Origin of the sequence: Paraniabella ginsengisoli, assembly GCF_022513635.1 — a bacterium.
Taxonomy (GTDB): Bacteria; Bacteroidota; Bacteroidia; order Chitinophagales; family Chitinophagaceae; genus Niabella; species Niabella ginsengisoli.
In genome coordinates this window covers 571,521-584,748 of the sequence record NZ_JAKWBL010000004.1, presented here as the reverse complement: position 1 = coordinate 584,748, position 13,228 = coordinate 571,521, and the positions used below count along the sequence as shown (strand labels likewise).

Annotated in this window: 16 protein-coding genes and 1 pseudogene; 10 read left to right on the top strand and 7 right to left on the bottom strand. The window is 37.4% G+C overall.

Annotation, left to right across the window (positions count from 1 at the left end):
• Nucleotides 1–58: 58 nt before the first annotated feature.
• Together MKP09_RS20330 and MKP09_RS20325 are read right to left on the bottom strand one after the other, a co-directional pair.
• Nucleotides 59–400 (bottom strand): HepT-like ribonuclease domain-containing protein, encoded by a 342-nt coding sequence (locus tag MKP09_RS20330; RefSeq protein ID WP_240832112.1) that lies wholly within the window; start codon nt 398–400, stop codon nt 59–61.
• On the bottom strand, nt 397–693 hold the full coding sequence (locus MKP09_RS20325) for a nucleotidyltransferase family protein (RefSeq protein WP_240832111.1): 297 nt from the start codon (nt 691–693) through the stop codon (nt 397–399). Before MKP09_RS20325 ends, MKP09_RS20330 begins: the two co-directional genes overlap by 4 nt.
• Before the next feature lie 30 nt (nt 694–723).
• On the opposite strand from MKP09_RS20325, the gene MKP09_RS20320 reads away from it, so the two are divergent.
• The 7 genes from MKP09_RS20320 to MKP09_RS20295 all read left to right on the top strand — a co-directional run bounded on the left by MKP09_RS20320 (nt 724) and on the right by MKP09_RS20295 (nt 5,807).
• A complete protein-coding gene (locus MKP09_RS20320) occupies nt 724–1,368 on the top strand; it encodes a serine--tRNA ligase (RefSeq protein ID WP_240832110.1) in 645 nt (214 codons plus the stop codon).
• Nucleotides 1,362–2,036: an aminoacyl--tRNA ligase-related protein gene (locus MKP09_RS20315; protein ID WP_240832109.1), complete on the top strand. Its 675-nt coding sequence runs from the start codon at nt 1,362–1,364 to the stop codon at nt 2,034–2,036. The genes MKP09_RS20320 and MKP09_RS20315 overlap by 7 nt, the downstream gene beginning before the upstream one ends.
• An 8-nt stretch (nt 2,037–2,044) precedes the next feature.
• Nucleotides 2,045–2,308 (top strand): hypothetical protein, encoded by a 264-nt coding sequence (locus MKP09_RS20310; protein WP_240832108.1) that lies wholly within the window; start codon nt 2,045–2,047, stop codon nt 2,306–2,308.
• 272 nt (nt 2,309–2,580) lie between these two features.
• Entirely contained in the window at nt 2,581–3,663 is a 1,083-nt protein-coding gene (locus MKP09_RS20305; protein WP_262915545.1) for a DUF1800 domain-containing protein, read from the top strand.
• Entirely contained in the window at nt 3,612–4,049 is a 438-nt protein-coding gene (locus MKP09_RS26730) for a DUF1800 family protein (RefSeq protein WP_262915544.1), read from the top strand. The genes MKP09_RS20305 and MKP09_RS26730 overlap by 52 nt, the downstream gene beginning before the upstream one ends.
• Before the next feature lie 42 nt (nt 4,050–4,091).
• The gene (locus MKP09_RS20300; protein ID WP_240832107.1) at nt 4,092–5,402 is read left to right on the top strand and encodes a DUF1501 domain-containing protein; all 1,311 of its coding nucleotides are present in this window, start codon (nt 4,092–4,094) and stop codon (nt 5,400–5,402) included.
• A 90-nt stretch (nt 5,403–5,492) separates the two neighbouring features.
• Complete coding sequence (locus tag MKP09_RS20295) at nt 5,493–5,807, top strand: DUF3817 domain-containing protein (protein WP_240832106.1); 315 nt, start codon at nt 5,493–5,495, stop codon at nt 5,805–5,807.
• A gap of 177 nt (nt 5,808–5,984) precedes the next feature.
• Here MKP09_RS20295 and MKP09_RS20290 read toward each other — a convergent pair whose 3' ends face one another.
• Together MKP09_RS20290 and MKP09_RS20285 are read right to left on the bottom strand one after the other, a co-directional pair.
• On the bottom strand, nt 5,985–7,244 hold the full coding sequence (locus MKP09_RS20290) for a BatD family protein (RefSeq protein ID WP_240832105.1): 1,260 nt from the start codon (nt 7,242–7,244) through the stop codon (nt 5,985–5,987).
• 303 nt (nt 7,245–7,547) lie between these two features.
• Nucleotides 7,548–8,248 (bottom strand): annotated as a pseudogene (locus MKP09_RS20285) (SDR family oxidoreductase).
• A 223-nt stretch (nt 8,249–8,471) separates the two neighbouring features.
• On the opposite strand from MKP09_RS20285, the gene MKP09_RS20280 reads away from it, so the two are divergent.
• A complete protein-coding gene (locus MKP09_RS20280; protein WP_240832104.1) occupies nt 8,472–9,167 on the top strand; it encodes a YjjG family noncanonical pyrimidine nucleotidase in 696 nt (231 codons plus the stop codon).
• On the opposite strand, the gene MKP09_RS20275 is transcribed toward MKP09_RS20280, so the two are convergent.
• Genes MKP09_RS20275 through MKP09_RS20265 form a run of 3 tightly spaced genes read right to left on the bottom strand, consistent with a single transcriptional unit; the run spans nt 9,164 to nt 11,025 of the window.
• The gene (locus MKP09_RS20275) at nt 9,164–10,072 is read right to left on the bottom strand and encodes a DUF72 domain-containing protein (RefSeq protein ID WP_240832103.1); all 909 of its coding nucleotides are present in this window, start codon (nt 10,070–10,072) and stop codon (nt 9,164–9,166) included. The genes MKP09_RS20280 and MKP09_RS20275 overlap by 4 nt on opposite strands.
• A 6-nt stretch (nt 10,073–10,078) precedes the next feature.
• Complete coding sequence (locus MKP09_RS20270; RefSeq protein WP_240832102.1) at nt 10,079–10,489, bottom strand: hypothetical protein; 411 nt, start codon at nt 10,487–10,489, stop codon at nt 10,079–10,081.
• On the bottom strand, nt 10,474–11,025 hold the full coding sequence (locus MKP09_RS20265; RefSeq protein WP_240832101.1) for an LpxD N-terminal domain-containing protein: 552 nt from the start codon (nt 11,023–11,025) through the stop codon (nt 10,474–10,476). The genes MKP09_RS20270 and MKP09_RS20265 overlap by 16 nt, the downstream gene beginning before the upstream one ends.
• A 672-nt stretch (nt 11,026–11,697) precedes the next feature.
• Between MKP09_RS20265 and MKP09_RS20260 the strand changes: the two genes are divergently transcribed.
• Nucleotides 11,698–12,573, top strand: a complete 876-nt coding sequence (locus tag MKP09_RS20260) for a YicC/YloC family endoribonuclease (protein ID WP_240832100.1) — start codon at nt 11,698–11,700, stop codon at nt 12,571–12,573.
• A 45-nt stretch (nt 12,574–12,618) separates the two neighbouring features.
• Nucleotides 12,619–13,068: a gliding motility lipoprotein GldH gene (locus MKP09_RS20255; RefSeq protein ID WP_240832099.1), complete on the top strand. Its 450-nt coding sequence runs from the start codon at nt 12,619–12,621 to the stop codon at nt 13,066–13,068.
• Nucleotides 13,069–13,228: the final 160 nt, after the last annotated feature.

Sequence of the window (13,228 nt, the reverse complement as noted above, 5' to 3'; positions counted from 1 at the left end):
AAAGGTAGTTATAATTTGGGGAATACTTTTTAAGCAAACTAAACGCAAATATCGCTTCTTATTCTTCCATCAATAATTCCACCATTTTCTTTTGCAAATCAGGCAGATCGCTCTGAATAATATCCCATACAATTGAATCATCCAATCCAAAATATTCGTGAATTACATAATTGCGAAATCCCTTAATTTCTCTCCATGATATTTCGGAATGAGCGTTCTTAAAAGAGTCCGGCACTTTGGAAGACGCCTCGCCAATAATGGCAAAATTATGAAGCACCGCATGTTTTACCTGAAGGTTGGATGAAAATTGGTCAAAGTTCAACTGGCTCGTAAAACTTAAAATATGATTGATAGCTTCCTGCATATCCAAAAGCCAAAGCTCCAAATTTCTTTCGCTCATATAAAGATTATATTTTTTTCAATATATGGCAGATAGTGTGGCTTAATACCATTTCGGGAAACAAGGTCCACTTTAGAAGAAAGCGCATCTTCCAACTCATTAGCCAGGCGAAAAAATCCCATTCCAATCGAACCATTAAACTCTACAAGTATATCAATATCGCTATTTTCATGAAAATCTCCACGTGCGTAAGAGCCAAATAAACCAAGCGAACTTATCGGATATTTCTTCTGTAGCGCGGGCTTCAGCACCTTTAAGCGGTTGATAATATCATTAGTACTTGTAAATTTCATAATAGGTAAAATTACAAAAAACAGAAAAGAATGGCAATTGATTCTATTTTTGCGCAAAACAGATTCGAAATGTTACAAGTAAATGTGATAAGGCAAAACGTGCAGGAAGTGAAAGACCGCCTGGCAGTAAAAAACTTTAAAACCCCCGAGTTGGTGGATTCGGTGATCGCGTTAGACGATCAACGTAAAAAATTACAATTAGAGTTTGATAACACACAGGCTTCGGTAAACACAGCGTCAAAAGAAATTGGTGGCCTGATGGCAAAGGGCGATAAAGAAGCTGCTGAGTTAAAAAAGAAAGAAGTAGCGGAGTTAAAAAATAAATTACAACCCATAACCGAGCAGTTGTCTGCAACAGAAGGCGAACTGCAACAAACATTGATACAGTTACCCAATTTGCCAGCGCACGGGGTGCCTAAAGGAAATAGCGCAGAAGACAATGAAGTGGTGCGCGAAGGCGGCACAAAGCCTTCTTTACACGCAGGTGCAAAACCGCATTGGGATCTGATTAAAGAATATGATATTGTAGATTTTGAAACCGGTGCTAAAATTACAGGAAGTGGTTTCCCATTATACAAAGGTGCGGGCGCTAAGCTGCAACGCGCGCTGGTACAGTATTTCTCGATTATAATACCGATGCAGGATACACCGAATACCTGCCGCCGTTTATGGTAAACGAAGCCTCGGCTTACGGAACTGGTCAATTGCCGGATAAAGAAGGGCAGATGTATCACATGCCCGCCGATAGTTTTTATATGATCCCAACATCGGAAGTGCCGGTTACCAATATTTATCGCGATGAAATTGTGAAGGCAGAACAATTGCCCATTAAGATGACCGCCTATTCTCCCTGCTTTAGAAGAGAAGCCGGAAGTTTTGGTAAAGATGTGCGCGGACTGAACCGTGTGCATCAGTTTGAAAAAGTAGAAATTGTACAATTGGTGCATCCTGCCAAAAGCTATGAAGTATTAGCCGAAATGTTGATTCACGTAGAAAAGTTATTACAATCTCTTGAATTGCCTTATCGAATTTTAAGACTTTGCGGTGGCGATATGTCTTTCACATCTGCGCTTACTTACGATTTTGAAGTGTATAGCGCCGCGCAGGAACGTTGGCTGGAAGTCAGCTCTGTATCTAACTTTGAGGGATATCAAACCAACCGAATGAAGATCCGTTTTAAAGATGAAAACGGCAAAACACAGTTGGTACATTCTCTCAACGGCAGCTCGCTCGCATTGCCGCGTATTGTGGCTTGTCTGCTCGAAAATAATCAACAGGAAAATAAAATCGCATTGCCAAAAGCGTTACATTCATATTTCGGAAAGGAAGCTATAACTAAATAATTATCGGTATGAAGAAAATTATCATCGCATTAATTTCGTTAACAACATTTGTCATTGCCTGTTCTCCCAAGGCTTCAAAATCAAATGCACTTGCAGCATCCATCGACGCGGGAGGTGCCATAATCAGCTCTGCAAAATGTACTAAATGCCATCATGATGAGACAGCACATATTCCCAAGCATACATTTGCAGAACAGGAAAAGTTAATGCTGGCTATGTCAAAAAAGCGAAATTGTCTGAACAGGAGACAAGTGATCTTATGGCTTACGTAAAAGCCAAAGCCAAGCAATAAGATGATTGTTTAATGTATTTGTAAAGGTTTGCCAATGTGCAAGCCTTTTTTATGATCTTTTTATGGAACCAGCAATTAACATGTGGCATCGAAATTGCGTCGCACAATTCAGCAATAAAATACATGGCAGCTTATATAAACGAACACTTGAATGATCGACAAATCTATTAACTTGTTAACATATCAACATGTTAACTTCTTCCTTCTCTTAAACCTTTCAATAAACCCATTGTCCTATTAAAAAGCTGTTGCATGGAAATTTCAAACCAGTTAAGAAACCAGCATCTATTATGGCGTGCGGGATTTGGTCCAGCTGTGGAGCAATTGGATGACTTGCCAAAATATAGTCCAGAAAAATATTATAATGCATTGGCAAAGGCTTCTGAAAAAGAACCCCAATATATTAATGTTGCTGATGATACTCTTATTGATCTGTACGAACAACTTCAGGATGCAGGCAAAAGAAAAAATCTGGATGATGATACAAAGCGCCGGGAAATCAATCGCATGCAACAGGCGGCGGTAAGAAGTTTAAATCTTTACTGGTTAAAAGAAATGGTAACGACATCTGCACAACTGCGGGAAAAAATGGCTTTTTTCTGGCATGGACATTTCGCCAGCAGAAACAACAATATTTTTTATAACCAATTATTATTACATGTTTTCAGAAAGCACGGCCTCAGTGATTTTGATACGTTGTTACGGGAGGTGTCACGATCTGCTTCTATGTTATATTTTTTGAATAATCAGCAAAATCGTAAAGGTCGTCCGAATGAAAACTTCGCCCGCGAAGTAATGGAACTGTTTACTTTAGGTCGTGGAAATTATACCGAAAAAGATATTAAAGAAGCAGCTCGCGCCTTTACCGGCTGGACTGCAACAGGTAAAGGGGAGTTTGTGTTTCGGGAAAATTATCATGATGATGGAGAAAAAACCCTCTTAGGCAAAACAGGAAATTTTAATGGCGATGATGTGTTGAATATAATTCTGGAGAACAAGCAAACAGCAAAATTTATCACCGGAAAAATTTATACCTTTTTCGTAAATGAAAAGCCAGACGAGGCGATCATTACGCAATTGGCTGACCAATTTTATAGCAGTAAATATAATATTTCTGCTTTGATGGAAACCATTTTTACCAGCAAATGGTTTTATGATGCCAAGAATATTGGCGCTCGTATCAAATCGCCAGTGGAGCTGATTGTTGGCATTCAACGTATGATCCCCATGAAACTTGATAATGATTATGCTTTATTCAATCTTCAAAAATATTGGGACAGCAATTGCTCTACCCGCCGAATGTGGCTGGCTGGGCTGGCGGCCGGGCTTGGATAGATAGCAGCACTTTGATGATGCGGTTGCGCATTCCACAAATGTTCAATGATAAAGACGAACTGAATGTAGCGCCAAAGCAGGATGACGATATGATGATGGGCCGAAAAACTGATGGAACTGCTGCTGTACCAGAGAAACCGGTTAGTCCACAGAAAAAACGTTATGGTGCGATTGATGCCAAAATAGATTGGCAACAATATGTTGGAAAATATCAAAAAATTAAAAAGGAAGAATTGTTTACAGGAATTAAGAAAAATCTTTTTCAAATAGACAAATCAAAAGTTCAGGAAGCTGTTGCTAAAAGCATTGATCAATCATCACGCGAAGCGTATATCAAATCAGCTACTGTTCAGTTAATGAGTACGCCGGAATATCAAATGTGTTGATTCTTTTTGTCCATGGACAATGGACACTCTAAAATTATTGTCATGCTAATAAAAAGGAAAGAGTTTTTACAAATTGGTTCGCTGGCTACCGCATCTATGATGATGCCGAAATTTTTAAAGGCATTTGAATCGCAAGCTTTGGTGCCTCCTGGTAATAAAGTTGTTGTGGTATTACAGTTAAGCGGTGGTAATGACGGATTAAATACAGTGATACCGGTTAGAAATGATATCTATTATAAGCTGCGTCCCAGCCTTGGAATAAAAATGGATAAAACGGCCAAACTTACCGATGAAGTAAGCCTTCATCCTTCGTTAACAGCGCTTAAAGGATTGTATGATGAAGGCAACTTGGCCATTTTAAATAATGTAGGCTATCCAAATCCCGATCGTTCCCATTTTAGGAGTATGGATATCTGGCATTCTGGAAGTAAAAGCGATGAATACTGGAATACGGGCTGGATTGGCCGCTATTTAGATGCACAATGCAGCGGCTGCGACAAACCAACACAGGCGCTGGAAGTAGATGATGTATTAAGTCTGGCATTGAAGGGAGAGCAGGCCAACGCCATTGCAGTAAAAGATCCCAAAAGATTATATGGCACTTCTAATGAGAAGTTTTTTAAAGAGGTGATGAAGAATCATAGTGCAGATCATCACGATGAAGAGCCGGTAGAATATCTTTATAAAACAATGGCGCAAACACTTTCGTCTGCAGATTATATTTTTAAACAAAGCCGCCTGCATCCGACTGGTGCAGCGTATCCCAATACAGAATTAGGGAATGGCTTTAAGACCATCGCATCATTGATCTACTCTGAAATAAATACTAAAGTGTACTATATTTCTTTAGGAAGTTTTGATACGCATGTAGGCCAGGATGCACAACAGACAAGGCTTTTCACACAAATGAACGACGCCATAAAAGCCTTTACTGACGATTTAAAAAAGAATGGAAGTATGAACGATGTATTACTTTTCACTTTTTCTGAATTTGGAAGACGTGTTGCGCAAAATGCCAGTAATGGAACAGATCATGGCACGGCCAATAATATGTTTTTGATCAGCGGTGGTTTAAAGCAAAAAGGTATGCTAAATGCATTGCCTAAGCTTACAGATTTAAAAGATGGTGATCTTACCTATAATGTAGATTTTAAAGATGTGTATGCAACTGTCTTAAAGAACTGGTTAAACGCTGATGCTGATAAAGTTTTAGGGGAAGTTATAACATGCTGGCCTTTGTGTAACATTATTTATTTTTTGGAAAAGTACCCCGCAGATAGACGCAAATTTTTAGCGCAGATTTTCGCAGAAAATATATCAGCGAATATTTGCGGTGTTTTACATTGGCGCTAATTAGCGGGAAGATGATGCTTAATCTATTTTAAAATCAAAAGTTTAAACAATTTTAGCATTAAACTGTTTTCCTGAGAAAATACTTTAAGCATGAAGCGCCCGTTCAAGGATCTCAAAATATTTATGCAAATTGCCTTTTTAGAAGGGATTTCTTACCTCTTGCTGTTGTTAATTGCCATGCCTCTTAAATATCTTGCCAACATTCCCGAAGGAGTGAAATATGTAGGCTGGGCGCATGGGGTTTTATTTGTTTTATTCTGTATATACCTGTTAAAAGTATGGATCGGTTTTAAATGGAGCTTTTGGAAAGCTTTGGGTGCTTTTATTGCTTCATTATTACCTTTCGGAACTTTTGTGTTAGATGCAAGGCTGAAGAAAGAGTATCCGGAAGTAAAAACAGTATAAAACTCCGACGAAAAAACTTAACCACATAGGGAATATAGTATTTAATACTTGAGTTGATATAGTTACCGCCAAAGGCGGATTATAGACCATCAGCTATTAAACGATTATGTGTTTTTACGTCTCCTTTTTATCCTGATGTCCTACGTAACTATGTGGTTTATATTATTGGAAACGGTGTTATAACCGCATCAGCAAACTTCTTGTTTTATTAAGAAGTGTTTGCCTGTCGGCCTCAGCTATTCCGCCACTATATATAGCCATATCCAATTCATTAAACAGCGATAATATAGCATCGTGTTTTTGAACCGGGATATTACTTTCTGAAAGATAGCTGCTAATCATGGTTTGATTGAATGAACCAGGAGGCAACACCAATCGTTGTTCAAAAAACCGAATAACAGCCTGTTTGAGTTGCGTGCTAAAACTATTGCCCGAATGATGAAGGGCATCTGCCGCAGGTTTTAGAATATCCTCTACCGTCATAGCTGCTAAAGGTTCTATCTTCTGAATACCTAAATTCTTTTGTGCTTTTTGTGTGCTATGCGGTTGTTTCTTTTTCCGGTTGCGGAATGTTAGCCAAATCGCAATAATCAGAACTACCAAAACCAATATGGATAATACAATGAAGTTCTTGTTTTCCTCGTTTCCATTTGTAGCAGTCACAGAAGCGTTGGTGCCTCCCTCCTGAACAACGCTGAACTCAATCGGAATATTGGTGATCGTTTTATATTTATAATTTACAGCATCAAAGAAGGCAAACTTGATAGAAGGTATGGTGTACTTGCCCGGATCATTTACTGTGAAAGGAATTTCAAAAGATTTATAGCCGCTTCCGTCAGCGCTCTGCGTTTTGTCTTCATCTACTTTGGCTGGCAACACGTCTACTTCGTCAGGCCATTGAACTTCCGGTTGTTTGATCTTGCTAAAATCTCCTTTTCCGGTAATGGTAATAGTAAGAGCAGCCGCTTTTCCTGGTGCTAATACTTTTTCTGCCAGTTGTACATCCATCTTAAAATCGCCGACCAGACCATCAAATTTTGTTGACGGTGTTGTGTTGCCCGGCAATGCAGTTACAATTATCGGTATAGGAACAGAAGTTACAGACAAATTAAAATATCCATTGTCTAATGAGTATCCTTCATTCACACCATTAAGTATCGGATCTTTTTTGCCGTTTGCATTAACAAGTCTTACACGATTGCGCATTGTAAGTGTTCCCAGCGACAACCTTCCATCTTTGTAAGGAGTGAGTTGCAATTTTAAAACTGTATGAACATCAAAACCAACACCATCTATTGTTTCTCTTGACGCTAAACCATCAGATCCAGCTTTCAAATCTTTTACTTCAAACCCATCAAAAGAGGGCCTGCGTACAATACTCGACTCCGACGCCATGGCGCTGTACAATTTGTAAGTAACAATGATCGGTTCTCCCACAAAACAATCTGTATTGCTAGCTTCAACCTTTAAAAAATATTGCTCTTTAACCTATCTTCAAGAGACACATACTCATCATCTTGCGCATGCAGTGTAGCGGTGAGAAAAAGAAGCAGTATGCAAAAAAATGTTTCATTAGTAAAGTGTGGTGTTTAACTGGTCTGACCGTTTCGGTGTGACCAATATGTGAGTTCGTCGTCGTTTATGTAGGATGATTTATATTCCACAGCAGAAGGGAGTGACACAAAACCGATGCCATATATTTATTGATGATTAAAAAATATTATGTGCTCTTTTGTTAGATTACAAATCGCCCAGTTGAGGCCTTAAAACAATCTCTTCTACACAAGCCGCAGGAGAAAGCTGTGATGCCGAAAAAATCATTTTGGCAATGTCTTCAACTTCCATAATTCTATTCGTGCTATTATCAAATCCTTCCCAGGAATCTGTTAATACCGCTCCCGGAAACACTGATGTTACTTTGATGCCGTGCGGTTTTAATTCGTTGCGTAGGTTGGCGCTAAAACCATGTAACGCATATTTGCTAATGCTGTAGGCGCCACCATTTGGATATGCTTGCAAAGAGGCTATCGAACAAATATTAAAAATGTGTCCTTGCTTTTTTCTTTCATTGCAGGAAGTAATGCCCGTGTAACATGGTAGGCGCTATACAAATTGGTAGTTATCTGACGCTCCAACGCTCCATCTGGTTCATCGCTAATGTTGCCTGGCTCAAATACGCCTGTGTTGTTTACTAAAATATCCGGCGACGTATAAGTTAAACACCATTCGCTAAAAGCTAATGCCTCCTCTTTAACAGAAAGGTCAAACGCTTTAGCTTTTATATTTATGTTACTGTATTTGGTTTGCAGCGCCTCCATTGCCTGATACAGGTTAAAGTCACTTCGGGAAGTAATAAATAAATTATACCCGTTTTTAGCAAAAATGTCGGCAATAGCAAATCCTATTCCTCTTGATGCACCTGTAATTATTACATTATTCATATTATACATTTCTTTTATCAGCAATAAACATACCGCACAAAGTTCGGATATATGTTTTTTTGTCAGCTAAGAATATAAGTCAACCATTTTGCCACGCTCGCTTGTACAGTTGTACAAATGGCATCTTATATAAGCGATAATTATTTTGTAGCCTTAATCGAAAATTAATACGCCCAGCCGGTTTTATGTTCATATTTAAGAATTAGTATTTTATTTTTACCGGATGAAGTATAAACACTTATTCTTCGATCTTGATCATACACTTTGGGATTTTGATTCCAATGCTAAAATTACTTTGCTCGATCTATATACAACATTAGAACTGGAAGCGCGCGGCGTACATGATTTTGATCTTTTTTATAGAAATTACCTGGCACATAATTTAAAACTTTGGGCGCGATACAGAAACGGATTTATTAAACAGGCAGAGTTGCGTGTGAAAAGGATGAGGCTGGCATTGCTCGATTTTAAAATTGCAGATGATGTTTTAGCTGAAACAATGAGCGTCCGATTTTTAGAAATGCTTCCAACCAGGAACGTTTTATTTCCGCACACCATTGAAATACTGGAATACCTGCATAAAAAGAACTATAAACTTCATTTGATCACGAATGGATTTGAGGAAGTTCAACATCATAAGATAACCAACAGTAAAATCAAGCATTATTTTGATAAAGTAATTACTTCAGAAGGAAGTAATAGTCTTAAACCTAAAAAGGAGATTTTTGATTATGCTTTACATGCTACTAAAGCAAGCATTCATGAAAGCATTATGTTAGGAGACGATCTGGAAGCTGATATTATAGGAGCATACAAGGCAGGAATGGACCAGGTTTTTATTAATCATATAGATGCGGAACATGATTTTAAACCTACTTATATGGTGAGGCATTTGAAGGAATTGGAAGATATTTTTTAGAATAACTTTTTCTGTCCATTATCTTTTTTATCAACGGGCTTTTCTGGTATTTTCAAATCCAGGTTTAAATTTTTATTTAGTTTTTCAATAAAATAAGCCGACAACAGTGGTGACGAAAGCTCAACATTCTGATGAACGAAAAAGTATAATTTTTTCAATCCTTCCTGGTGCCATTTTTCAATTCTTTTGAGCCAATCGTCTAACCTTTTCTTGTCAATCTTATCATCGTTACATCCTACAAATCGAATAAAAGCCTCTGGCGTTGTAAGCCGCATGTGCACCATATCTCTTCTGCCGGCCGTATCAACAATAATATTCGACATCTTCTTTTTCTCAAGCAGATTACAAAAACTTCCCCATTGTAAAGGATCTGAAAACCAGGCCTCATTTCTTACTTCTACAGCTAACGGAATTCCTTTAGGAAAGTTGTTTATAAAATTTTGTAGCTTATCAAATTCCTTTGGCGAAAATTTATCGTGTAATTGCAAAAAAGCCATTCCCAATTTTTTTTCAAAGTTGGATATTGCATTGCAAAAAGTTTCTGCAAGGGGCAAACTATCTGGCGTAAGCCTTTTAAAGTGGCTAATCGAGTTGGTTAGCTTCGGAAAAAATTTAAACTCTTTTGGTGTTTTCTCTGTCCATTTAACCACTTGATCGGCAGTTGGCATTCCATAAAAGGTAGCGTTCAGTTCAATTGAATTAAACTGTCCGGAGTAATATGCCAGTTCATCTTTAATCCCTTTAGGATAAAACCCTTTAAGGTCGGTTTTATTCCATTTGGCGCATCCGACATAGGCTTCAAAATGCTTTACTTTGCTCTTACCTAAAATTTCGGTAGTTGCCGCAGCATCTTTTGGAAGCTTAAAATCAATACCAGAGGGGTCTGACACTTGTCCGAATTTCATAAAAAGCTATTTTATATTTTTTACCTTCTCCCAAATTTCGGGAATGCGTTTTGTCCACACCAACTCTTTTAATTTTTCTTTAGCATCTGTAACTGGTGATCCAAAATATATTTTATCCCCCACTATAGAAGAAGGAACTCCACTTTGCGCATTTACTACAGCGCCTTTACCGATCGTAAGTGTTTTACTAACCCCTACCTGTCCCCAAAGGGTTACTTCATCTTCAATTAAAGCGGCACCGGCAATACCAACTTGTGCAGCAAAAAGGCAATTCTTACCAATAATCGTATCGTGGCCAATGTGCACCTGGTTATCCATTTTTGTTCCTTCGCCAATAATTGTGTCTCCAGTTACTCCTCTGTCAATTGTGCATCCGGCGCCAATTTCTACAAAGTCTTTGATCACAACACGCCGCAACTCGTCATTTTTTTATAGTGTATGTCGCGATTATTTTTCTTATTGTAGTAAAAAGCATCACTGCCAATTACAGTGCCGCTTTGTATCACCACATTGTCGCCAAGAATACAGTGATCAAGTATCGTTACATTGGGAAATATTATACAGTTTTTACCCACCGTAACCTGATTACCCAGGTAAGCGTTAGGCATCACTACAGAGCCTTCTCCAATGGTAGCAGTTTCAGCAACAATATCCATCGAAGGTTGAAATGGACGGTAGTAATCTACTATTTTTAAATAGGCTTCAAAAGGTTCTTCAACAAGAAGCAATGCTTTGCCTTCCGGAAAATCCGTTTCCTTATTAATGATAATAAAACTTGCTGAAGAGTTAATGCATTTGTCATAATATTTAGGATGATCCACAAATACCAGATCACCTTCTTCAACAACGTGTATCTCATTGATACCTGTTGCATATGCTTCTTTATTACCCAACAATGTTGCATTTATCAGAGCTGCAATTTGTGTAAGAGGAACTGGCTGATCGAACTTCATAAAAACATTTTATCAAAGTTATCATTATGGAAAGAGTAAAACATTTTTTCCTGTAAAAAGTATGCACAAAAAAATATGTTTTTTTGATTGTTATTATCAATAAATTTTATGAATAAGAATGACCGACATAAACTATACATCGTTTAATTGTTTGTGAAATGAGTATAGTTGATAATTCAATACAACCCAGTATCCATACCTGTTTACGCTTATCAACTCTTACCGGTTTATAAAAAGTGTAATTGCGAATTCATTGTTATTGTTCAAAAAATAACCAATCAAAAATCATCGATATCCACAAGCCATTTTCTTATTTGTTAATAAAAAATTTTATAAATAATTTTTATATCGTTAAAATAATAATTAATATTGTGGTAGGAAATTTATTTCCTGTACTTACTAACCCATCTATATAAAATATCCCTTCATCATTTGAAGGGATTTTTTGTTTTTAACCAATGCTGCTTTTAAACATACAGTTACAGATTATCCTACTAAAAGAAGCCCTGCTATTGCTTATGCGTGTTAATCCGGGTTGAGACTTTGTAATATTATTTGAGTAGTAAAGACACGGTATAAAATGTTTATCAGCATTAAAAAATAAAAAACATCAACATATAAAAATATCCTTTACGGCGATTTTCAAACATTATCTTTACATAAAACACGAATATGCTTAAATCAATGACCGGCTTTGGCCGAGCAGAGAAAGTTATCGGCCAGAAAACTTTTTTAATTGATATAAAATCTTTGAACGGTAAACAGTTTGATTTATCATTAAGATTACCGGTGATTGTAAAACCATTTGAATTTGACATAAGAAAGGTTTTAGCTGAAGGCTTAAGCCGCGGAAGTGTAGATTGTACGATCAGCTTAAAGGATACGGGCGATGCAAAACCTGTTGTTATTAATACCGATTTGGCTAAAGCCTATTATCAATCGCTTGCGGCAATGGCTAAAGAGCTTAACATAGATACATCCAATATTCTGAACGCTTTAATTAAGCTTCCTGAAGTTATAACACCAAGTAGCGAATCTTTATCTGAAACTGATTGGGAGGCGCTAAAATTAGCAATAAGAGAAGCGATGAGTGATTTGAATAAACATAGAGCTAATGAAGGCAATATACTGGGAGGGGAATTAGAAAAGCGCATTGATAACATTGTTACCCTTCAAAAAGAAATAAACCCGCTTGATAAACTTCGACAAACTACCATGCGCGAAGGATTAGTAAAGTTGCTGGAAGAAAAAGTGGGCAAAGAAAACTATGATGTAAACCGCCTTGAACAAGAACTGATTTACTACATTGAAAAGATCGACATAACTGAAGAAATGGTAAGGCTTGACAATCATTGTACTTATTTTAAAGAAATACTGCATGAAGATGGTGATTCAAAAGGCAAAAAACTTTCCTTCATTCTTCAGGAAGTGGGCCGCGAGATCAACACAACAGGTTCAAAAGCGTACGACTCTGCCATTCAAAAACTGGTAGTAATGATGAAGGACGAACTTGAAAAGGCAAAAGAACAAGTGTTGAATGTACTGTAAGCAAGTCATTATAACTTCACTTACTTTTGCAGCAAAGAAGTAAGTGTGCGTTATATTTTATTTTTATGTTTTCTAATAATATTTATATCCTGTAAACATATTGATGTTTACGAAAAACAGGTTGACCTGCCACAGCATGAATGGAGAAAGAATCAAAATGCTGTTATCCCATTTAACATATCAGACAGCACATATCACCAATTATTTTTTGTGGTGCGACATACCCAAAGGTTTCCCTTTAACAGACTTTTAGTGAAACTATTGGTTCAGGACACAGCTAAAAAAACGATTAAGGCTATGCATGTAAACCTGCCCCTAACGGATACTGCAGGCGACTGGAATGGTATAATGATGGACGATATTTATTATAGCAGGATAAAAATAAACCCGCCGGTTTTTCTTAAGCCAGGAGCATACCGCTTTGTATTGCAGCACACAATGAAGGAAGAAATACTTTCTAATATTTTGAACGTTGGTATTGCATTGGATAAGTAGGGAGGAAGATGACAGATGATAGATAAAAGTTGACAGATTAAAGATTAGACCTTGATAAGGATTGCTTCCTTGTGAACTTATCAACCTGTAAACTTGTCAACGATTTACGTCGTTTATGTAGGTTGAGTTATAATCTATAGTTGAAATGTGCGACGCAAGA